Annotated in this window: 19 protein-coding genes; 12 read left to right on the forward strand and 7 right to left on the reverse strand. The window is 62.6% G+C overall.

What is annotated here, in order from left to right; translation table 11 throughout:
* Positions 1-151: 151 nt before the first annotated feature.
* The 6 genes from QTL56_RS20730 (at position 152) to QTL56_RS20755 (ending at position 3,338) form a co-directional block, all read left to right on the forward strand.
* On the forward strand, positions 152-481 hold the full coding sequence (locus QTL56_RS20730) for an NIPSNAP family protein (RefSeq protein WP_245135282.1): 330 nt from the start codon (positions 152-154) through the stop codon (positions 479-481).
* On the forward strand, positions 478-822 hold the full coding sequence (locus QTL56_RS20735) for an antibiotic biosynthesis monooxygenase family protein (RefSeq protein ID WP_245135283.1): 345 nt from the start codon (positions 478-480) through the stop codon (positions 820-822). Before QTL56_RS20730 ends, QTL56_RS20735 begins: the two co-directional genes overlap by 4 nt.
* 106 nt (positions 823-928) lie before the next feature.
* Positions 929-1,609, forward strand: a complete 681-nt coding sequence (locus tag QTL56_RS20740; protein WP_245135284.1) for a GntR family transcriptional regulator — start codon at positions 929-931, stop codon at positions 1,607-1,609.
* Between the two features lie 222 nt (positions 1,610-1,831).
* A complete protein-coding gene (locus QTL56_RS20745; protein ID WP_245135286.1) occupies positions 1,832-2,422 on the forward strand; it encodes a biotin transporter BioY in 591 nt (196 codons plus the stop codon).
* A gap of 26 nt (positions 2,423-2,448) precedes the next feature.
* Positions 2,449-2,871, forward strand: a complete 423-nt coding sequence (locus tag QTL56_RS20750) for a DUF1284 domain-containing protein (RefSeq protein WP_245135288.1) — start codon at positions 2,449-2,451, stop codon at positions 2,869-2,871.
* A 125-nt stretch (positions 2,872-2,996) separates the two neighbouring features.
* Entirely contained in the window at positions 2,997-3,338 is a 342-nt protein-coding gene (locus QTL56_RS20755) for an MmcQ/YjbR family DNA-binding protein (RefSeq protein ID WP_245135289.1), read from the forward strand.
* Between the two features lie 496 nt (positions 3,339-3,834).
* Here QTL56_RS20755 and QTL56_RS20760 read toward each other — a convergent pair whose 3' ends face one another.
* Positions 3,835-4,356 carry a hypothetical protein gene (locus tag QTL56_RS20760; RefSeq protein ID WP_245135292.1) on the reverse strand — a complete coding sequence of 174 codons (522 nt, stop codon included), beginning with the start codon at positions 4,354-4,356 and terminating at the stop codon, positions 3,835-3,837.
* A gap of 210 nt (positions 4,357-4,566) precedes the next feature.
* Between QTL56_RS20760 and QTL56_RS20765 the strand changes: the two genes are divergently transcribed.
* Positions 4,567-5,697 carry a site-specific DNA-methyltransferase gene (locus QTL56_RS20765; protein WP_229572728.1) on the forward strand — a complete coding sequence of 377 codons (1,131 nt, stop codon included), beginning with the start codon at positions 4,567-4,569 and terminating at the stop codon, positions 5,695-5,697.
* A gap of 178 nt (positions 5,698-5,875) precedes the next feature.
* Here QTL56_RS20765 and QTL56_RS20770 read toward each other — a convergent pair whose 3' ends face one another.
* Entirely contained in the window at positions 5,876-6,487 is a 612-nt protein-coding gene (locus QTL56_RS20770) for an HAD family hydrolase (protein ID WP_245135294.1), read from the reverse strand.
* Positions 6,488-6,490: 3 nt separating this feature from the next.
* Positions 6,491-7,567, reverse strand: coding sequence for an A/G-specific adenine glycosylase (gene mutY / locus QTL56_RS20775; RefSeq protein WP_245135297.1), 1,077 nt, complete (start codon positions 7,565-7,567; stop codon positions 6,491-6,493).
* A gap of 81 nt (positions 7,568-7,648) precedes the next feature.
* On the opposite strand from mutY, the gene QTL56_RS20780 reads away from it, so the two are divergent.
* Positions 7,649-8,851: an O-antigen ligase family protein gene (locus QTL56_RS20780; protein ID WP_245135299.1), complete on the forward strand. Its 1,203-nt coding sequence runs from the start codon at positions 7,649-7,651 to the stop codon at positions 8,849-8,851.
* Entirely contained in the window at positions 8,832-9,335 is a 504-nt protein-coding gene (locus QTL56_RS20785; protein ID WP_245135301.1) for a DUF721 domain-containing protein, read from the forward strand. Before QTL56_RS20780 ends, QTL56_RS20785 begins: the two co-directional genes overlap by 20 nt.
* A gap of 85 nt (positions 9,336-9,420) precedes the next feature.
* On the opposite strand, the gene QTL56_RS20790 is transcribed toward QTL56_RS20785, so the two are convergent.
* From QTL56_RS20790 to QTL56_RS20800, 3 genes are read right to left on the reverse strand one after another with little or no spacing between them, the layout of a single operon-like run.
* Positions 9,421-11,622 carry a CHASE2 domain-containing protein gene (locus tag QTL56_RS20790; protein WP_245135303.1) on the reverse strand — a complete coding sequence of 734 codons (2,202 nt, stop codon included), beginning with the start codon at positions 11,620-11,622 and terminating at the stop codon, positions 9,421-9,423.
* Positions 11,623-11,631: 9 nt separating this feature from the next.
* The gene (locus tag QTL56_RS20795) at positions 11,632-14,124 is read right to left on the reverse strand and encodes a FecR domain-containing protein (protein ID WP_245135304.1); all 2,493 of its coding nucleotides are present in this window, start codon (positions 14,122-14,124) and stop codon (positions 11,632-11,634) included.
* Positions 14,125-14,134: 10 nt separating this feature from the next.
* Positions 14,135-15,532 carry a tetratricopeptide repeat protein gene (locus QTL56_RS20800; RefSeq protein ID WP_245135306.1) on the reverse strand — a complete coding sequence of 466 codons (1,398 nt, stop codon included), beginning with the start codon at positions 15,530-15,532 and terminating at the stop codon, positions 14,135-14,137.
* Positions 15,533-15,907: 375 nt separating this feature from the next.
* Here QTL56_RS20800 and QTL56_RS20805 point away from each other — a divergent pair, with 375 nt between their 5' ends.
* The 3 genes from QTL56_RS20805 (at position 15,908) to QTL56_RS20815 (ending at position 20,610) form a co-directional block, all read left to right on the forward strand.
* A complete protein-coding gene (locus tag QTL56_RS20805; RefSeq protein WP_245135308.1) occupies positions 15,908-16,654 on the forward strand; it encodes a DsbA family protein in 747 nt (248 codons plus the stop codon).
* Positions 16,655-16,732: 78 nt separating this feature from the next.
* On the forward strand, positions 16,733-20,197 hold the full coding sequence (locus QTL56_RS20810) for a chromosome segregation SMC family protein (RefSeq protein ID WP_245135311.1): 3,465 nt from the start codon (positions 16,733-16,735) through the stop codon (positions 20,195-20,197).
* Entirely contained in the window at positions 20,194-20,610 is a 417-nt protein-coding gene (locus QTL56_RS20815; protein ID WP_245135313.1) for an Ivy family c-type lysozyme inhibitor, read from the forward strand. The genes QTL56_RS20810 and QTL56_RS20815 overlap by 4 nt, the downstream gene beginning before the upstream one ends.
* Before the next feature lie 4 nt (positions 20,611-20,614).
* On the opposite strand, the gene QTL56_RS20820 is transcribed toward QTL56_RS20815, so the two are convergent.
* Positions 20,615-21,781 (reverse strand): MFS transporter, encoded by a 1,167-nt coding sequence (locus tag QTL56_RS20820; RefSeq protein WP_245135524.1) that lies wholly within the window; start codon positions 21,779-21,781, stop codon positions 20,615-20,617.
* Positions 21,782-21,920 lie beyond the last annotated feature (139 nt).

The following is a 21,920-nucleotide window of genomic DNA, read 5'->3' on the forward strand; positions in this document are numbered from 1 at the left end:
GCCAACATTGTGCATGTCCAGTGTAGACAATGCTTCGGTCCCGGTCGAACTGTAGAGGGTGAGAAAGCGCGTGAGAGACTTCGACCCCGATCGAAGCATCACCCGCCGGCGGTATGGCAAGACTCTCCTCGCAAGAAACGAGGATCCATCCATGATCACCTGCATCATCCGCTACCGCATCGACCCCTTCGGCCGCGACGACTTCGCCACCTATGCCCGCAACTGGGGCGAGGCGATCCCGCGCTGCGGCGCCGATCTCGTCGGCTATTTCGCCCCGCATGAGGGCTCGGCGACGACGGCCTACGGCATCTACAACATCGAAAATCTCGCGGCGTATGAGGCGTATCGCGCGCGGCTTGCCGCCGATCCGCTCGGCAAGGCCAATTACGAATTTGCGAAAAACGCCCGATTCATCCTGGCGGAGGATCGGCTCTTCCTCAAGAACGTCTCGCATCCGGCATCGTCGAAGGTGCAGCCATGATCGCCGTGATCTTCGAGGTGGTGCCCTTCATCGGCGAGCGCCACCGCTATCTCGATCTCGCGGGGGAACTGCGCGAGCATTTGCAGGCGACCGACGGTTTCCTCTCCGTCGAGCGCTTCGAGAGCCTGACGACGCGCGGCAAGCTCCTGTCGCTTTCCTTCTGGCGCGACGAGGAGGCGGTGCGTCGCTGGCGCGAAACCGAAGAACACCGCGCCGCCCAGGCCGCTGGCCGTGGCGGGGTGTTTGCCGCTTATCGCCTGCGCGTTGCCGAAGTTCTGCGCGATTACGGCCTCGACGATCGCGCCGAGGCACCGAAGGATAGCCGGGACAGGCATGGGTAAGGCTGGGCAGGGCGCGTCTCATATCGCTGGCTGCAAGCCATCGACCGACCGGCCGCAAAGCTGTCCTCCCTCGACAAGCCTCCGCCTGCTGACTATGCAGGATCCCATGCCGAAGAAGCCGGAAGATTCTCCCGAGGACACGATTGCGAGCCGCATCAGCCGAGCGCTGGCGGAGCGCATCATCCATGGCGAACTCGTGCCCGGTTCGCGCCTTGCCCAGGACCATATCGCCGAGGAATTCGGCGCAAGCCACGTGCCGGTGCGCGAGGCCTTCCGCCGGCTGGAGGCGCAGGGCCTCGTCGTCAGCATCCCCCGTCGCGGCGTGCGCGTTGCAAGCTTCGACCTGAAGCAGGTACGGGAAGTGGCGGAGATGCGCGCCGCACTCGAAGTCCTGGCGCTGCGCCACGCAGCCCCGAACCTCACGCCGGACGTGCTCATCGCTGCCGAAGAGGCCGCCACGGATGCCGACAACGCCAAGGATGTGCGCACCTGGGAAGAGGCGAACCGCCGTTTCCACCGCCTGATCATCTCGACCTGCGGCATGCCGCGACTACTGTCCGTCATCGACGACCTGCACGCTGTCTCCGCCCGCTTCCTCTTCGTCGCCTGGCGTGCCACCTGGGAAGCCCGCACGGACCACGACCACCGCGCGATCCTCGAAGCGCTGAAAGCCGGCGATGCGACCGAAGCCGCCCGCATCCTCGAGCGCCATGTGCAGTGGATCGGCCGCGCGCCCTTGCCTGTGCCAGGTCGTGCCGAGACCGAAGGCTTCGCAATCGTCGGGTAATGTCCGCTTCCCCTTGCAGGGGGAGGGCGCCCAAGGCGTGCCGTCCGTAAATTATAGATTAAAATGGAGATAGCGTGCGAGTCCGCCTGCTGCTTTGCGCGCGCGGCTTCAATTCGGCTGCTCTGTCCCGAGATTCCGCTGACGTCTTCTTGGCAATTCAATATTCCATAGATAAAATGATTCTCGCCGCTTGAAATTATCTATAAAAATGGAGATTGCCCCATGACGACCATTCTCGCACCCGCCGCCCATGGTTTTGATCCGCTCGGCATATCCGGCCGTTCGCTTCCCGTGCAGGCCGTCCTCCTCCTTTTCGGGACGGGCGTGCTCGCTCTCGCCTCGCAGATATCGGTGCCCATGGTGCCGGTGCCGATCACCCTCCAGACTTTCGCCATCACCATGATCGGCGTGCTCTACGGCTGGCGGCTGGGTGCCCTGACCGTGCTCGCCTGGCTGGGCGAAGCCATGATGGGTCTGCCGGTGCTGGCGGGTGGCGGCGGCGGTCTTGCTCCCTTCGTCGGTCCGACGGCCGGTTATCTCGCCGCTTTCCCGATCATTGCGGCTCTTGCCGGCTTGCTCGCTGAAAAGGGCTGGACGGGCGAGCGCGTGCTGACAAGTTTTGTCGCGCATCTCTCCGCCAACCTGCTTTGCCTCGTCATCGGCGGCGCCTGGCTGGCCTGGCTCATCGGTTTCGAAAAGGGAATGGCGCTCGGTGTCACCCCCTTCATCCTTGGTGCCGTGCTCAAATCCGCGCTCGCCGCCGCTCTGCTGATGGCGCTCGCCCGCCACAGCGCAAAGCCCATCGACATCTGAGATCCTGAAATCCGACTGACGCGAATATGACCGTCCGGCTCCGCGCCCACCACCTGCTCTGCATGCTGACCTATGTCGGCAAGGGCTATTCTCTGGCTTTCGTCGAGAACTACGAGGCGATCGCCGCCCGCTTGTCCGCCGGCGAGGAGATCGAGCTGGTGGCGGGGCCGGACGACATTTGCGGCCCGCTTGCGGCCGATTCCGAAGCGCATTGCCATGGGGAAGGCGTCATCGAGCGCGATCTGGCCGCGACGGAGGCGGTCGCACGCCTCATCGGCAGGTCGCTTGCCCTGGGTGCCCGGATCACTCCGACCGCAGCACTGCTCGCGCATTTGAGAAAAACCTTCGCCACCGGCGAGATCCGCACAGCCTGTTCCGGCTGCGAATGGTCTGGCCTTTGCGATTCCGTGGCCGATGGCGGCTATCTGGGTGTCCGCGTCGCGCCTTGAGGCCGGCCGCATTCCCATCGCCCCGCTCGCAGGAACAAGGCCCCGCGGAGCGGCTGACACCGGGCGTCTCCGCACAGATGACAGGTCCCGCTACCTCTGGCAGACTACGCGCCGGAGGCCCCGCCATGATCACTCTCGATACACTTCGTCAGGTCATCCTCGCTCTGCCGACAACGGAAGAGACAACCTCCTGGAACGCCGTGTCCTTCAAGGTCAACGGCAAGGCCATGCTGTTCTGGAACCCGACGCATGACTGTCCGGTCTTCAAGGTCCCCTTCGAGGAGCGCGACCACCTGATCGAGATGGACCCGGACACGTTCTTCACCACGGATCACCACCGACCCTATCCGATGGTGCTGGCCCGCCCGGATCGGGTCGATATCGAATGGGCCCGCGAAAACCTCATCCGAGTCTGGCGGGCGCAGGCCAAGAAGGCGGTGGTGAGGGCCTGGGATGAGGAGCGATGAGTGCTCGTGCTCTCGGGCGGGAGGGGGCGCATGACGGCGCCGGATTAGGGGGCGATGGAAGCATTATTTCTTACGGCAATAGATTAAGTTGCTCGATGGTGCTGTATGCAGGTTTTTTCCAATTGGGTGAAGCTGTGACGATCTTGCGTGTTATCGTCGAGGAAGGAATTTCCCAAAAAGACTTTAGATCCTTAGTCATAATAATCGCCATTCGGTCGTTCTGGATCATAAGATATCCGTTTATTTCTCCTTGTCCGTTCATGTTTGTACTATCGATTTGCAGGGTTACTTCTATTCCGCCTCCGTATCTAATTATCCGCAAGAAGGATCCATAAGTGCTGTCCGCAAACAAGGATGCCGCCATTATAATCACAAGCGGAAAGGACAGCGCTGTTTGCATTCCAATCAGAGAATATTCCCTGGCGTTGAAGTAAAATCCTGTTAGTGCAACAGATAGGGATGTGGCAATTAAATAAACAAAAATATGCGCATCAATTTAATCTATAAAAATATTAATTTCCATAGAATTAAGTCCGAAGTGTTCGACTAAAATGTATGCTGTGGGTATTGCCGATATCGCTGCACCGACTAAGATTTTCGATCCATAGAAGTTTTTACGAAATTGGGTTGTCTCCTGACTTTCAATCTTCAGTTTTTGTGAGATGCGATCAAGAAGTGAAATTTGTTGAAGTGCAGTCATGGTTGCAGCTAGCAGTGCCATCGCAATAAAGAAGCTGGAGAATGAAGCGATTGCTATCGCGAACTGGATGTAAGGAACGCCTTCCACGGGAACCCGAAAGCCGTTTCTGATCGCGTAGTATGCGGTCGCGTATGGTGCTAACGCACCCAGAATAAATGAAACGACTACTGATTTAGCGGCTACGACAATTGCCCACTTAGTCGAGGTCTTTAAGCTTCTGATCGCCAGTTTTAAATCGATGTAGAGCGCAGTGGCGAGGCTGCGCGTTCTAGCTGGTCTCGCAGCGTTGTTGCGATAAAAGCTACGTTTTAAACTCATGAGTTGGCCTCTGATTCTTGTATTAGTTGTATACCTCAATCTTGCATATGCGCATCAATCTACTCCGTTACAGACTTGGCAAGTAGGCTAACACTCCTCCCCATCCCACCCCCCGCACAAATTCTCACGCCCTCTTCACCCTTCGGTAACCAAGTTCGGTAACCATAAGCCTCACATCCCGTGCTGCGTCAGCGTAAGAGTGAGTAACCGATGGCTTCTGTATTTCCGATTGCCGAACTCCGCCGTTCGTCCGACCCACTGGCCTGGGTCAACAGCATCATCAAGGGCGATTGCGTTTCTGCCCTCGAAGCCCTTCCCGACAAATCCGTCGACGTCATTTTCGCCGATCCGCCGTATAACCTGCAGCTCGGCGGCGCCCTGCATCGTCCTGACCAGTCGGTCGTCGATGCCTGCGACGACGAATGGGACCAGTTCGCCTCGTTCGAAGCCTATGACGCTTTCACCCGCGCCTGGTTGCTTGCCTGCCGTCGCGTGTTGAAGCCGACGGGCACGATCTGGGTCATCGGCAGCTACCACAACATCTTCCGCGTCGGCGCCACGCTCCAGGATCTCAATTTCTGGATCCTCAACGACATCGTCTGGCGCAAGACCAACCCCATGCCGAATTTCAAGGGTCGTCGCTTCCAGAACGCCCATGAAACCATGATCTGGGCCTCGCCCGATCCGAAGGCCAAGGGCTACACCTTCAACTACGATGCGATGAAGGCGTCGAACGACGACGTCCAGATGCGCTCCGACTGGCTCTTCCCGATCTGCTCCGGTGGCGAGCGGCTGAAGGGTGACGACGGCAAGAAGGTTCATCCGACCCAGAAGCCGGAGGCGCTTCTCGCCCGCATCCTGATGGCCTCGTCGAAACCCGGCGACATCGTGCTTGATCCCTTCTTCGGCTCCGGCACGACGGGGGCCGTTGCCAAGCGTCTGGGTCGTCATTTCGTCGGCATCGAGCGCGAGCAGGATTACATCGATGCAGCTTCGGCCCGCATCGCTGCCGTCGAGCCTTTGGGCAAGGTCGAACTGACGGTCATGACCGGCAAGAAGGCCGAACCGCGCGTCGCCTTCAACGTGCTGCTGGAAGCAGGCCTCGTGAAGCCCGGCCAGGTTTTGACCGACATCAAGCGCCGCCACTCCGCCATCATCCGCGCCGACGGCACGCTGACGGCAAACGGCGACGCCGGCTCCATCCACCGCGTCGGCGCCAAGGTGCAGGGGCTCGATGCCTGCAACGGCTGGACCTTCTGGCATGTCGAGGAAAAGGGCGCCCTGAAGCCGATCGACGACCTGCGCTCGGTCATCCGCAGCCGCATGGGCGGTCTCGAGTAAAGGAAGGCCGGGGCGTTTGCCTGCGCCGGCCTGCTCTCAATCATTAATGTTAGAACAACATCATGCAGTTGTGATCAGCTTCGAGCAAGTCGAAGCGCCTAATTCAGCTGCATTCGATCTCTAGGGATCGATCTGGCGCGGGCAGGGGTCCGCCAACTCCACCCGCGCCAGTGCCTTTTCAGGCCATCACACCCAGGGTCCCCAGATCCGCCTTCAGCTTTTCCGCCCCGGTGAAATGCACCGCCTGCCATCCGGCAGCACGCGCCCCTTCGACATTGGGCAGGCTGTCGTCGATGAAGAGGGAATGCGCCGGTGACAGGCCGAAATCCCCCGCATGCCGCTCGTAGATCGCCACATCAGGCTTGATCAGACCAACCTCGCCCGAGACCGTGACACCGCGCGGCAGGTTCAGGAAGGGATACATTTTGCGCGCTTCGGAAAAGGTGTCGGCGGCGAAATTGGTCAGCATGGTGACGTCGCGGCCGGCATCGATCAGCGAGGTCATGATGGCGACGCTGTCCTCATAGGCATGCGGCACCATCTCGGCCCAGTGTTTGCGGAAGGCGCGGATATGCGCTTCCTTCTCCGGAAACTCTGCGATCAGCAAAGCCTCCGCGTCCTGCCAGCTGCGGCCGCGATCCTGTTCGATATTCCAGTCATGGGTGCAGACCCGTGCAAAGAAATCCGCCCGCTCTTGCCGGTCGGGGATGATCCGCGAAAACGGCAGATCGGGATCATAGTGGATCAGCACTTTGCCGATGTCGAAGACGATATGGCGGATTTCGGTCATGGTTTAACCCTTGGCTGTTGAAAAGGCGGTTGGGATAGCCGCCGCAATTGCCTTCTTCATGACAGTCGGCAGCGCTTGACCATCAAGTTCGGTGACAGGCACCCAGAAACCGTGATTTCCGGGTGGCTCGTCGATCGGCCCGACACGGAAGATCGAGAGCCTGAGCTCGAAATGGGTGAAGACATGGGATATTGCCCCTGCCGTCTGCCAGTCGGCCGGGAAGGGGGCCGAATCCAGGCCCGTCTCGCCGTCCTGCCGGGAGCTCCAGTCCGTCGTCGGCACTTCCGTCATGCCGCCGAGTAGCCCGCTCTCCACCCGCTTGCGCAGGAGAAGCCGGCCCGCGCGATCGACCGCGATGAAGGCCGCCCCCAGCCGCACCGGCTTTGCCTTCTTGGGGGCCTTCACCGGAAAGCGCTGCGGCTCGTCCGTCGCCAGCGCCACACAGGTCTCATTGAACGGACAGAGCGCACAGGCCGGACGCTTCGGCGTGCAGATCGTCGCCCCCAGATCCATCATCGCCTGGGCGAAATCGCCTGGCCGATCGGTCGGTGTCAGCTCGGCCACCTTTGCCTTCATCTGCGGCTTCGACCCCGGAAGCGGTGCCTCGATCGCAAAGAGCCGCGAGATCACCCGTTCGACATTGCCGTCCATCACGGCCGAGGGCCGGTTGAAGGCGATCGCGGCGACTGCGGCGGATGTATAGTCTCCGATTCCGGGCAGTGCCCTCAGGCCTTCTTCCGTATCGGGAAAGACACCGCCATGCGCGAAGGCGACGGCCTCCGCGCATTTCTTCAGGTTCCGCGCCCGTGCATAATATCCGAGCCCCGCCCAGGCAGCCATGACATCCTCGCTGGGCGCTTCCGCCAGATCCTTCACGGTTGGCCAGCGGCCCACGAATTTGGCGAAATACGCCTTCACCGCTGCAACCGTTGTCTGCTGCAGCATCACCTCGGACATCCAGATAAAATAGGGATCGGGTCTCGCGCCACGCTTCGCTGCGGCCGGCGAGATCCGCCAGGGCAGTTCCCTGTGATGCCGGTCATACCAGGCGAGCAGTGTAGCGGATTGGGGGACTGTCATGGCCTTGTGGCTCTGAGAGTTTGCGGTTACCAGTCGTGCCAGCTGACGGGGACACGGGATATGCATGTACTGAAACGCTCCATGAATGAAAACAATCTGGTGGCGATATACCTGGTTTTTGGACTCGCAGCTCTGGGCGGATCCGTTGTCACGATCCTTCTGGCCGTTTCCGCTGTCTGGGCTACGCTCTATCTTGCCATGGGCAGGATTGCATGGGTCAGCCGGAGCGGTATCAGCGTGTTTAGCCTGGCAATCCTTGTCTATGTCTTCGTAAATATCGTCTTTTTCGGCCTGAATTTTGGCCAGAGTTTCACGTCGCCGCTCCTGGAGATCAAGAAGCTCGTGCCACTGGCCCTTTTTGTCGGCGCAATCCCGGCCATGGCGCGATTGTCGCTCACGCCAGCGGAGGTCCTGTTGCGGAATGTGCCACGGGCTGCGGCGATGGGTGCGCTCGTTGTCCTCCCTCTTGCCGTATATCAGGCCGTCATTCTCGGGCAGCGCGCCGAAGGCGGAAGTGGCAATGCGATCCCCTTCGCGCTGACCTGCGCCTTCCTCAGCGTTGCGTCCCTGATCACATTGCTCGACAAGGACCGGCGCTTCCACATACTCGGAATCTGCGGCTTTTTCAGCGGCTACCTGTGTATTTTTCTCTCCCAGACCAAGGGGCTGATGCCCGTTCCCCTCATCGGAGTGGCCCTCGTTGTCGCAGGGCAATTCCGAAACAGACTGCGGATCGGACAGGTGTTGGCCGCCACGCTGCTGCTATGCGCCTTCGTCGTGGTGAGCGTCTATGCATCCGGCAGCCATCATCGTCTGAAGGAGATTGGCGACCTTGTAACGGGCTCCTCCAACACTGAGCTCAGCGCTTCAACTTCAATTCGCCTCGATCTGTGGGAAAAGGCATTGGACGCCATTGCCGAGGAGCCGCTCACCGGCCACGGAATTCAGAACCGGCGCGCATTGATAGGGGAGTTCGGCTACGGATATTCCCACCTGCACAACGGATATCTCACAGCGCTGGTCGACAATGGTGTGCTAGGGATTGCGGCCCTTGGCCTTCTCTTGTTTGCGCCGCTTTACATCGCTCTGACGGCGGAGAAGAATACGCTCTATGCTCCGCGCTTGATGCTGGCCGTCGCTTTGGTGCTCACCTACTCTTTCGGTGGGTTGACCAACATCATCTTTGGCCATGATATTTATGACGCCCTTTTCCTCTGGGGCGGGATGGTGATTGCCGTATCGGCCACGCCGAAAGCGAGTGACGATGTCGAAGGATCAGCCTAACCGCTATGGTGCCAACCAGATCGCCGAGATCGCCAACGGGATCGTCGATCCCGTTCTGGCGCGGCGCGCCGGCATCAATACGGCTCTCCTCGGCTCCTGGGAGGATATTGTCGGCGAGAATTTCGCCGATTGCACGCGGCCGGAAAAGATCGCCTGGCCGCGCCGCTCCGATCTGCCGGAGGATGGTGGCCACCGCCCGGGTGTGCTTACCATTGCCTGCGAAGGTGCCCGGGCGCTTTTCCTGTCCCACGCCCAGGGCGAACTGATCGCCCGCATCAACGGGTTTTTCGGCTATCCCGCGATCGGTCAGGTTCGCATCGTTCAGAAACCCGTCTCGGTCGCGAGCGTCAGACCCCGGATCCGAAAGCTCGAAGGCGAGAAGGCCCGGCGACTGGAAGCCATGATGGAGGGGATCGAGGACGGAAACCTCCGCCGCGCCGTGGAACGGCTGGGCACCGCTGTTCTGCAGGCAAAACGCAAATAGGGTTTCCGATCCCGCGCCGGCGAGGTTTCGCCAGGCCCCTTCACTTTGCAAGCCAGATTGGCCAGGCGTTGAATGCGTGACGGGACTATTTTCTGCTCGCCGTGAACACGCCGTCCCAGCCTTCCGATGCAGTCTCGGGCAGGACCGCAAGGCGCTCGGCGTAGAGCGCATGCGTGCCGGACAGGGCATTCGTCGGCAATGCCCGCAGTACCTCCAGCCTCTCTCGTGCGACGCACAGTTCGCCCGCCTGCCATGCGGCGATGAAATCATCGTGCCGTCGAACCAGGTCGTGGACCTGTCCGAAGACTTCGCCCGCCACCCCGATCAGCGCAAACAACGTCACCGGTGCCCGCCGTCCGACGACGCGCACCCGGTCAACCTCGGCAAACAGAAAGCCTGTCGTTCGTGTCCGAACCGCATCCGTCACCAGGATCGGGACATCGTAATGCTTGCTCATGCCCTCGACGCGCGAGGCGAGATTGACGCTGTCGCCGAGGCAGGAATAGCTGAAACGCTGATCCGAACCGAGGTTCCCCACACAGGCCATGCCCGTGTTGAGGCCGATGCCGATCTTCAGCGCAATGCCGCTCTCGCGGTTGAGGCGCTCCAGCGAAGAGACCATGTCGAGCGCAGCAAGGCAGGCCTTCTGCGGGTGGTCCGCAATGTCCAGCGGCGCGTTCCAGAAGGCCATGACCGCATCGCCGATATATTTGTCGATCGTCGCCTCGCGCTTCAGGAGCACGTCGGTCATCGGCGTCAGGAAATTGTTGAGGAGCCCCGTGAGCTCGGTCGGCGTCAGCCTCTCCGAAAGCGTGGTGAAACCGCGGATGTCGGAGAAGAGGATGGTCAGCTCCCGGTCCTGACCGCCGAGCGTCAGGCCCTCCGGGTTTTCCGAGAGCCGCTCGACCAGTGTCGGCGAGAGGTAACGCCCGAAGCTCTCACGCACGAAACGCTTTTCGCGGTGGGTGAGCATCAGCAGCAGCGGCAGGGCTGTCAGCAGCACCGCGCCGAGTGCTGCCATCGGCAACAAGGGATCAAAGAGCGTCAACGCTCTCGCAAACGCGAGCCATGAGCCGCCGGCAACGAGCACAATCAGCAGGAGGCCGGTCAGGACCGAAAGGGCAGGGGTTGCGGTTGCGAAAGCAAGAAGCAGCAGAAGGCCGGCTGCGACCGCCGCTGCCCGTTCCGCGCCGATCATCCAGTCCGGCCTTTGCAGAAAGACGCCGCTCGCGATCTGGTCGATGATCTCCGCATGCACCTTCACGCCGGCCATCGCCCGGTCGACCGGCGTCGCCACGATGTCGCGCAGTCCCGTCGCACTCGTGCCCACCAGCAGGATGCGTCCCTGAACCTGCCCCATGATCTTCGCGGCCTTGGCCGGATCGAAGAGATCGGCCGCCGAAATGATCGGCATGTTCGGTAGCCCGGAATAGTAGATCCAGATCTCGCCATCGGCAGACAGCGGTACATCAAGCGCCCCGACCCGGAGATCCGTGATTGCCGCGCCTTCTTCGCTACCCGCCGAGCGCAGGACGAAGGAGCCCGACTTTTGCGCGATCCGGAGTGTCTCGATCGACAGCGCCGGATACAGTTTGTCGCCGCTCTTCGAAACGAGCGGGAAAGTGCGGATGATGTTGTCGGCGGCAGGTGGAAAGGAGAAATATCCCATTGCCGTCGCGCGCTCGGTCAGTTCGGGCAGGTTGGAGAGAGCGCCCGAAAAGGAAGGAAGGCGCGCCCGTGGATCGGCGCCCAGGACGGAAAAACCTGCCTTGGGAGCTGGCGCCGGCGCCCCTGTCTCGTTGCTGAGCGCGATCCCGAGGGCCACAGCATTCGAGCCCACCGCCGCCGCCAGAAGGGCGTCCGGGTCCGGCAGGTCAGAATCGATCTCCACCGTAATACCCTGTTGCCGCATCTCCTCGACGAGCTGTGCCGGCGCCGTTCTGTCCGGTTCTGAAAACACGATGTCGAAGCCGATAGCGGCCGCTCCGAAGCGGCTTGCCCGCGTCACCATCTCCGCCACGGTCCGGCGCGACCACGGCCATTGACCGAGCTGGCGGATCGAGGCTTCGTCGATGTCGATGACCGCCACCGGCGGATCGGTCGCCGCACGTGGCTTTGCCGCCTGGTAGGCATCGAAGACCAGTGCCGTGAGGCGGAAGGCCTGTGGGGCGAGGGCCGCATGGGCAGTGATCACGGCAACCAGCGCTGCCGCACCAATGAGGCTTATGCCCAGTTTGCGCCGCTGCGACGAGGACAGACGGCGGAGTGGCGTGCGGGGCTCGCTCATGGCCCGCACTTACTTGCTGCCGGCAAAGATGCCGGTCGACGACCAGTTGCCATCTGTCGTCGTGAAATTACCCATGATGCCCTTGACCGGATCCGTCCCGTCGGATGCGAAGGCGCCGGTGACGCTTGTCGCAATACCGCTGCTCGAACTGCCGCTGAAGGTGGCCGCCCCATTGTCGAAGCTGACATCGGCGCTGAAGGTCTTGCTGTCATAGCCAGAGACCGCAACGGTGCCGGTGCGTGAACCGAAGTCCATCGTCGAGGTCATCGCCCCGGTCGCGATGTATTGCGCACTGCCATTCACGACCGTCCCCACCGCATTGCCGTTATAGGTGGCGGTTCCCAAGGCGGGGATCGCGCTGTTTTCAGGCTGCTTGCCGATGATCCAGTTTCCGAGATGGACGGTGTGGTTGATTTCGCCATGGACATTGCGGCCCCACCAGCCCCAGGTCATGAATTCGCAGGCATTGCAGATCACGGAGCTGTCGCCACTGTCGAAGATCGTCGCCGGCACGACGGCCGACGAGACCATGTAGGAGCCGTCTTTGGCGCTGCTGCCGGCAATCAGCTGATCGGAGAGATAGCTTCTGTCGCCGTCGTCATCAAACTCGGCAAAGTTGTCGTCGCTGCCAGTGCTGATACGGCCCTCGAAAGTGCCCTTTTCAGCGTCGAAGGTGAGTTTGGTACTGCCGCGCGCGACCGTGCTGCTTCCCCCGACCGTTACGACACCCGACGAAAAACCTGTGATGGTCTGTTCGTCGAAAGTTCGGCGCGCGCCGGTCGTTGCCGCATCGTCGCGGCTCGCCACATGAACCTGCTCATATCCCTTGAATTCGGGTGTTGCGAAATCGCTTCCCGTCTCACCGATCGTACCGGCGGCGAGGACCAGATATTCGCCGTCGGCGCCGAGGAAATGGTCCTTGCCCGCCGTCGAGCCGATGCTTGCGGCCTTGCCCTGTCCATTGGTCGCGCCGCCGATTGCATCAGTCCGGCTCGATCCGGCCGTCGAGGCGACGAGCCCGTAACCACCGCCCGACAAAGCGTCGAAACTGCCGCTCAGGATGTTGATGGCGCTCGTCTGCCCGGCACCGGAGCCATTGATGACGAGGGAAGCCTGCAGCGCGCGACCCGCGGCATCGCCGCTCGCATCGCTCACACCGCCCACAAGCAGATCGCTGGCCACGGCTTCACCGCTGTCGATGAAGCTGCCGGTGAAGGGAATGGTCTGGCCGTCCCCGTTCATCAGTGCGGCGAGAAGGTCCGGCTCCAGCCCATAGGAGAGGATTTCCTCTGTCGAGAGCGTCTTGCGCGCATCTGCCGGCGTGCCCCCGACCACGTAGACGGCATGCGGTTCGGCGCTCCCGGCGCTCAGCATGTAGGTGAAGAAACCGCTGCTCCCGGTATAGGCCGTCCCGCTGGCCACCGTGCCGTTGACCGCCCCGGTCACGGACTGCTTCGTCAGCACACTGGCCGATGGGAGTGCGGGCAAAGTGACGTCGTTGCCCGCGCGGTCGGTGCCAGTCAGCGTGCCGCCCGCACTACGGCTCAGTGTGCCGCGCAATTGCTCCAGCCTGACGGCGCTCGAGCCGGGCCCTCCGTCACCACCGTCTGTTTCCACCGGCGAGAGAACCGAAACGGCGAGTCCGCCACCATCAGGCACCTGCGGCCGCGGACCCACATCCCGCTGCGAATCACCCGACATGTTCCCGACCGGCGTCGTCACAACCGGCCGCGGCTGCGGCACGGGGATCGTATTCTCCGAGGGCAAATGCGCCGAATTGCTTCGGGCGACAGTGCTGGTGGCGACTGTCTGGTTCGTCGGTCTGTTGTTCGCACCCCCGCTTTGCCCGGGGCGCCCGGCGAGGGCCTGCTGGAACCCGCTCACCCATTGCGGTGGCGTACGCTGGATGCGCGGCTGGCCGTCGCCGGCGATGATCGAGAAGCCCTGTTTGAACAGGCGCTGCGGTGCGCCTTGGCCGCTAAGCCGTACTTCCTTGCCATAAACCAGCGTCATATGCGGCGGTAGCGGCTCGCCATCGCTCATCTGCCCGTTGAGATTGATGTCGACCACCGCACCACGAATGCCGGCCGTGCCGATCGGCGTGTCGATCTTCACATTGCCGCTGGCCTTAGAGGCCCTGCCGCCAATGAAACGCAGCGCTCCCTTGGTCATGGTGGCGGCAAGCGAGGCCGTATTCTTCTCCGGATCGTAGACGAAACTGTCGATCACGACGGAGGAATTCGGCCCGATCGTGAAGGAAGTCCCGTCGGCGAGCAGGATCTGCACCAGGCCTTCGCTGCCGGTCTCGATCCGGTGATGGCGGATGACGGGATCGCCGAGCGAAATCAGCCTTGGCTTGCCCGTGCCATCGAAGGCGGTCACCTTCGGGTTGACGGCTGCGGTCACGCCCGCAACGTCAGCTTCTGCCCGCGCTTGAGACGTCGCAAGCACAAGCAGCGCAGCGGAGGCCAGGAGCAGGACATGATGCTTTTTCGTTTTCATCGTGATGCTCCTAGAAGACGGCCTGGATGCCGATCGACAGCGATACGGTGTCGAAGGCCTTGATGTCGTAGTTGGACCAGACCTTGCGGTAGCCACCCTCTGTCACCAGGGCCACGCGCTCGTTGAACGGCGTGATCTGGCGAAGGTTGAGGCTGAATTCGGTGTCGCGCTGGCGCTCGGCGACATTGATCATGCTGTCGGGATCGTCATGTACGCGACCCGCCACTGCCGCCTCCAGCCCGATGATCCAGGCCGGTCCAGCGCCGATCAGCGCCGCATGACGATAGGCCGCGGAGAGCGCGCCACCAACCTCGTTGAAGGCGAGATAACCCGTGTCGGCATCGCGCCGTGTCGCGGACACCCGGCCGGTGAGGCTGAAATCTTCGGCAAGGTTGTGCGACCAGGAGGCTTGCGCGTCGAAACGGTTGCCGGTCTGCAGGTCGGCGGTCTGGCGCGTCGTGGTGTTGGAATAGGTCTCATGGCGAAATTGCAGGCTCGCTGAGAGACTGTCGAGCGGTGTTGCCTGCCAGTCGAAATTGGTCGAGATCCCGGCAGACGCCAGATAGCGTTCCCCCTCGATCAGCACGCCGCTGGTCAACACCATCAGCGAGACCGACCGGTCGTCCAGCCCGAATCGGCCGAGGTCGAAGACCGGGCCGGCATAGGCCTCCATGGCCGCTGTGTTCAGCGTGTCACGGTTGCGATACCCCGCCGCATAGCCGGAAATCCCGGCTTCCAGCGATAGCCCCTGGATCTCGGTGTCGTGGCGATAGCGAAGTGTGCCGTTGACGAAGCCATTGAAGTCCTCGGCTGCCACGCTCAGATCATCGAGCGTATAGGAGAGACTGTTCAATGTGACGGTGGAATCGGAGGGACCCGCATTGGCATTGCTCTGGTAGCGCAACCCGGTTCTGATCATGCCCGAAAGCTGCGATCGCGCGCCCTTCTGCTCGATCGCCGCCAGATACTGGTCGACCTTAGTCGAAACCTCCGGCGGGACCTCGCCGGCAGCCTTGGCGCCCTCGAAATACTGCCGAGCCGTTTCATAGGCGCCGAGCCGATAGTAGAGCACGCCGAGTTCGAGCTGCAGCCGGGGCAGACCGGGCGCATAGATCAGCATGCGCTCCAGCGTCGATATCGCGCCTTCCAGGTCACCCGCCTGCGACGACAGGGCGGCGTATTCAAAGGCCGTGTCGAGCTCGTCTGGGGCGGCCATCATCCGCTCGAAGAGAACCTTGCGCTGGGCTTGGATCCCCGCCAGCGAGGCATTGCCCGTTTGCGGCGCGACATTCTGCGATTGCTGGGCGATGGCCGGGAGTGCCGGCATGGCCAGACAAAGCGCGGCAACAGCCATGCCCGACGTGTGTGCGGCGAGGAAAAATCCGCCCCGGCTCTTCGGCAATACCATCTGAAAACAAACTCGAATTGTGAACGGTCGAAAATTTTTAATGCAAGGCAAACTGTTGTTCGAAGGAAAGGGATGCGTTCGATCCGGCCAAGCCTGGTGGCAATCCTGGCGTCGCCCGGTCGAGGCTCGAATTGTTATCCGCCCGGATGTGCTCTGGCAATGCGATGCGCGGATGCCCTCCCCAACGGCGTTCCGAAGACCAGATCGGGCCGCCGATCCGGTCGTGGCTCAACGCCAATCCCCGTGCCTGCGTGGCAAATGGCGGCAAAAGGTCACGGAACTTTGATTTTTCGCGGGGGACCCTGCCTTGTTTGCCGCCTTTTGCCGTTATAACGGTGGACCCATCCAAGACACTTGCAAGCAGGTAACTGACCCATGTCGACTTCCGAACTCTCGATCACCAAGCGCCGTTTGCTCGGCGGCATTGCCATCGCCGCCGTCGGCTTTGCGCTCACCGCCTGCAGCGACGCAGAAGACAAGGCCGCCAGCGCTGAAGCCAAACCGGCTGTCAGCAACGAGACCACGGCCTCGACCACGTCCGCCGAGATCCCGACCGCCGATCGCGATGTCGATATGGAAGAGGCCCTGAAGCCGGGCCCGCTCAAGGAAATGGCACTTGGCGATCCGAATGCGCCGGTCAAGGTGATCGAATACATGTCGATGACCTGCCCGCATTGCGCAAACTTCCACGAAAAGACCTTCGAGGCGATCAAGACCAAGTATGTCGACACCGGCAAGGTCTATTTCGTGCTGCGCGAATTCCCTTTCCCGCAGGACACCGCTTCGCTCGCCGCCTTCATGCTCGCCCGTTGCACCACGGAAGACAAATACTTCCCCTTCGTCTCCATGCTGCTCAAGCAGCAGCGCACCTGGGCCGCTCCTGGTGACGGCGACGTCCGTGGCGCCATGCTGCAGCTCTCAAAGCTCGGTGGTTTTACACAGGAGACCTTCGACGCCTGCTTGACGAACGCACAGCTTGCCGGTGATGTGTCGAAAGTCCGCGATCGCGGTGCTGAGGAATTCGGTGTTCAGTCGACTCCGACCTTCCTGATCAATGGCAAGGCCTATTCGGGGGACATGTCGGTTGACTCCATGTCGGCCCTCATCGACAGCCTGCTCTGATCGACGCTCCGTTCTGACGACGGGCGCCGGGAAAATCCGTGCGCCCGTTTTTCATGCCGTCCTGCCTGGGATGATGCCATGAAATTCAACCGCCTTCGCGTTGTCGGCTTCAAGTCCTTCGTCGAACCCTCCGAATTCGTCATCGAACGCGGCCTGACCGGCATTGTCGGGCCGAATGGCTGCGGCAAGTCGAATCTCGTCGAGGCACTCCGTTGGGTCATGGGCGAGAATTCCTACAAGAACATGCGTGCGTCCGGGATGGACGATGTCATCTTCTCCGGCTCCGGCAATCGCCCCGCCCGCAACTCGGCCGAGGTCGGCCTTTATCTCGACAATTCCGACCGCACCGCTCCTGCTGCCTTCAACGATGCCGACGAGATCCAGGTGACCCGCCGCATCGAGCGCGGCAATGGTTCGGTCTATCGCATCAACGGCAAGGAAGCCCGCGCCAAGGATGTGCAGCTGCTGTTTGCCGATGCATCGACCGGTGCCCGCTCGCCCTCCATGGTCGGCCAGGGTCGCATCGGCGAACTGATCCAGGCCAAGCCTCAGGCGCGTCGGCAATTGCTCGAAGAGGCCGCCGGCATTTCCGGCCTGCATTCCCGCCGTCACGAGGCCGAACTCAGGCTGCGCGCCGCCGAAACCAATCTCGAGCGGCTGGAAGACATCACCGCCCAGCTCGAAAGCCAGATCGAAAGCCTCAAGCGTCAGGCCCGCCAGGCCAACCGCTTCAAGCAACTGTCGGCCGATATCCGCGCCCATGACGCCATGCTGCTGCACATCCGCTGGGCAGAGGCGAAGAGGGCCGAGGGCGAGGCGGAAAGCGCGCTGAACCAGGCCATGTCTCTGGTTGCCGAGAAGGCGAACCACCAGATGGAGGCTGCCAAGCTCCAGGCGGTCGCGAGCCTGAAGATGCCGGAATTGCGAGAGGAGGAGGCGAAGTGTGCGGCAGCGTTGCAGCGACTGCAAATCGCCCGTTCGCAGCTTGATGAGGAAGCAAGCCGAATCCTGCGCCGCCGCGACGAACTCACCCGCCGTCTCGCCCAGCTCGACGAGGACATCCGCCGCGAGGAGCGCCTCGTCTCCGAAAACGCCGAGGTCATCAATCGCCTGGCCGAGGAGGAGGCCGAGCTCGAGGATATCCTCGCCGATGCCGGGCGATTTGCCGAAGAGGCGAAGGACGCCTTTGAGGCCGCTGCCGCGACGCTTGCCGACAGCGAGCGCGATTTCACCCGTCTCACCGCCGAGCGTGCCGAAGCCGCTGCCGGCCGCAATCAGCTGGAACGCGCCATCCGCGATCTGACCGAGCGTCGTGCAAGGCTCGAGCGTCAGGTGTCGGAGGCCTCCCGCGAGCTTTCTGAGATTTCCGACCGCATTGCGGCTCTGCCCGATCCGGACGAAAAGCGCGAAATGGTCGAGATCGCCGAACAGGCTGTCGCCGACGCCGAGAGCGCAGCCATGGAGGCGGAAGCCGCGCTGACCGAGGCCCGCCGTACCGAAGGTCATCTGCGCCAGCCGCTGGAAGCCGCCCGCGCCCGCGTCAACGGGCTGGAGACGGAAGCCCGCACCATCGCCCGGATCCTGGCGAGCACGACCACGGGCGATTTCCCGGCTGTCGCCGACGAACTCTCTGTCGATCGCGGATATGAAACCGCTCTCGGCGCCGCCCTCGGTGACGATCTCGACAGCGCGCTCGATCCCACGGCCCCCGCCCATTGGCACGGCAATGGCGACGGGGCAGGGGATCCGGCCCTGCCGTCGGGTGCCAAGCCCCTGATCACGCATGTCCGGGCACCGGCAGCACTGACCCGGGCCCTTCGCCAGATCGGCGTCGTCGAGGAAGCCGACGCGCTCGCCCTGATGCCTGAACTCGCCCCCGGCCAGCGGCTTGTGACCCGCGACGGCGCCGTCTATCGCTGGGACGGCCATGTCACCGGGGCCGATGCACCAAGCGCCGCCGCCCTGCGTCTCGCCCAGAAGAACCGGCTTGCCGAGATCGAGATCGAGACCGAGGAAGCCCGCGATCAGATGGTCGAGGCCGAAGACCGTCTGGCCGAGGCCGCCGATGCCATTCGCGATGAAGAGGCTCGCCTCACCGATGCCCGTGACCGCAGCCGCCTGACGGTCCGGAGCCTCGCCGAAGCCCGCGACGCCCTTGCCCAGGCCGAACGCGCCTCGGGAGATCTCATCCGCCGCCGCGAGGTCATCGAGGAGGCCGTCAACGGATTGAAGGCCCAGATCGAGGAGATCGTCGAGCAGGAGGAAACCGCCCGCATCGAGATGGAGGAAACGCCAGACCTTTCCGCCCTCGACACTCGCCTCCGCGACGCCGAAGCTGTCGTCGCCCGCGACCGTGGCCTGCTCGCCGAAGCCCGCGCTCGTTTCGAGGGAATTGCCCGCGAAGACGAGATGCGCCGCCGCCGCATCCTCTCCATCCGCCAGGAAAAGCAGAACTGGCAGAACCGGGCAAAATCGGCCGAGGAGCATATCGCGACGCTGCGCGAGCGCGAGGCCGAAGCCCGCGAGGAAATCACCGATCTTGAAATGGCGCCCGACGAATTCGAGGATAAACGCCGCAACCTGATGACTGCCCTCGACAAGGCAGAGAAGGACCGCCGCGACGCCGCCGATCGCCTCATCGAGGCCGAAACCCGCCAGCGCGAGGCCGACCAGAGGGCGGCGTCAGCCCTGGCCGAACTCGCCGAATCCAGAGAAAAGCGCGGACGCGCCGAAGAACGCCTCGTTTCCGCCCGCGACTGGCGCATCGAAGCCGAAACCCGCATTCGCGACACACTGAGCGTCGAGCCGCACGAGGCCTTCCGCCTGACGGGCCTCAAGGATCAGAGCGAGATCGGCGACCTGCGCGAGGTCGAGCGCAATCTCGACCGGTTGAAGATGGAGCGCGAGCGTCTGGGGGCCGTCAACCTGCGCGCCGAGGAAGAGCAGAAGGAACTGTCGGACAAGCTCGCCGCCCTGATCAAGGAACGCGATGACATCATCGATGCGATCCGCAAGCTGCGCGGCGCCATCCAGAGCCTCAACCGCGAAGGCCGCGAACGGCTGATTGCCGCCTTCGACGTGGTCAACGCCCAGTTCCAGCGCCTCTTCACCCACCTCTTCAATGGCGGCACCGCCGAACTGCAGCTGATCGAAAGCGACGATCCGCTGGAAGCCGGCCTCGAAATCCTTGCCCGCCCGCCGGGCAAGAAGCCCCAGACCATGACGCTGCTGTCGGGCGGCGAACAGGCCCTGACCGCCATGGCCCTGATCTTCGCCGTCTTCCTGACCAACCCCGCGCCGATCTGCGTGCTGGACGAAGTCGATGCACCGCTCGACGACCACAATGTCGAGCGCTACTGCAACCTGATGGACGAAATGGCCGCCTCCACCGAGACCCGCTTTGTCATCATCACCCACAACCCCATCACCATGGCCCGCATGAACCGCCTCTTCGGCGTCACGATGGCCGAGCAGGGTGTCAGCCAACTCGTCTCCGTCGACCTGCAGACGGCGGAGGCGCTGCGGGAAAGGGATCTGGTGTGAAAATTTACCTCACCACCGTTTGCTTCCTGCTGGGCCTTGGCGTTACCCCCCTCCACGCCCAGCTCTCCACCTCGCTTGCCGGCAACTATCTGCCGAGCGTGCTGGCGACGTCGCCTGCCCATCGCGACAGTCTGATGGAGATGATCAAGGGGCAGCCGGGGTTGCCGTTCTGGGTGCGCGCCCTGGTGCGCCAGCCGCGTTACGTGGCGCTCGCTTCCGAGGAGGTGAAGGTCAGAGACAAGCGCATGCAGCTCTTCCGCGCCTGCGAGCCCCGGACCTGCGAAAGCAGCTGGCTCAAGGTGCTTTATTCCGAGGATGGCAAGAGGGCGCTGCTTTACGTGTCGGACGCGAAGCTCGGCATCAAGATCTTCGGCGATCCGACGCCGGAGGAACTGGCTTTCCTCACGCGCTGACGCATCAGGCCGTAACCTTCTCCCGGCGAGCCGGGCCGACCGGAAGCGAACCGCTCGCAAAGATCGATCCCAAGACCAGCGGCAGACAGGCGAGATAGGCATTGCGGATGCCGAACGCCTCAGCCACGAAGCCGAGCAAGGGCGGGGCGAGGAAGAAGACGACGAAGGCCATCTGGCCGATCGCCGCGACATTGATGACGGCCGGCCGGTCGGTCCGCCGGGCGGCGGCCGAAACGGCCATCGGGTAGACGGCGCTGCAACCGGCGCCCATCAGCGCGAAGCCGAGAAGTGCCAGCGAAGGCGAGGGCGCGATCCAGGCCAGGGCGATCCCTGCCGCGGCAACGGAAAGCAGAACCCGCCCGACGAGCCGTGCGCCGCAGCGATCGACGACCGGATCGACTGTGAGCCGGGCGAGTGCCATGAAGAAAGCAAACAGCGTCAGCGCGGAGCCAGAGACGAAGGGTGAAACGTTGAAGACCTCTTCCATGTAGATCGTCGACCAGTCGATGCCGGCCCCCTCGATGAGGAAGGCCGAAGTGCCGATGATGCAGAGTGGCAAGAGCGAAAGCGTCGGAAGCGCGAAATGCGGCGCCTTGGCTTCGGCTCCGGCTGTGGTCAAAACAGGCGCGTTCTTCATGCCTGCGATCGTGACCGCGCCGATGACGAACATCAGCCCGAGCAAAACATGCATATGCACCTGCATCGTCACCTCAGCCTGGCGCACCAGCGAGGCAGTCATCGCAGTGACGAAGAAACCCAGGCTCCAGCAGCCATGCGCGCGGTTCATGATGCCGAAGCCCGCCTGCGCTTCGATCCGGCCGATCTCGACATTGAGACAGATCTCCAGTGCACCCGCCAGAAGCCCCACAGCCAGGAGCGTGGCAAAGACGAAGGGAGCGGACGGCAGGAGCGGGATGACGGAGAGCAGCGTCATCACGCCGTGCAGCGTGATCGCCAGCGTCACGCGCGAGCCGAGCCGGACGATGACCGGCGACGAGAGCGTCAGCGAAATCAGCGAACCGATCGCCATGCCGATCAGGGTCAGCCCCAGCTCCGCCTTGTTGACGCCGAGCTGCACCTGCAGATCCGGCAGCCGCGAGAATAGCGAGCCCGTCGACATGGCGAAGAGGAGAAAGGCGATATAGACGCGATATTGCGGCTGGAAATGCATCGGCATGACTCGGCTTGTCTGATGACCAGTCAACGGCGTGGCAGTATCGAAGGCGGAAGTCCAGTCGTCCGGGTCCGCGATCCGTTCGCCTCGGGAAAAGTCGGCAATCGGGCGCGTCCACCTGGCCGGCATCAATCAC

It is taken from the genome of Peteryoungia algae, from assembly GCF_030369675.1.
Classification (GTDB): domain Bacteria; phylum Pseudomonadota; class Alphaproteobacteria; order Rhizobiales; family Rhizobiaceae; genus Allorhizobium; species Allorhizobium algae.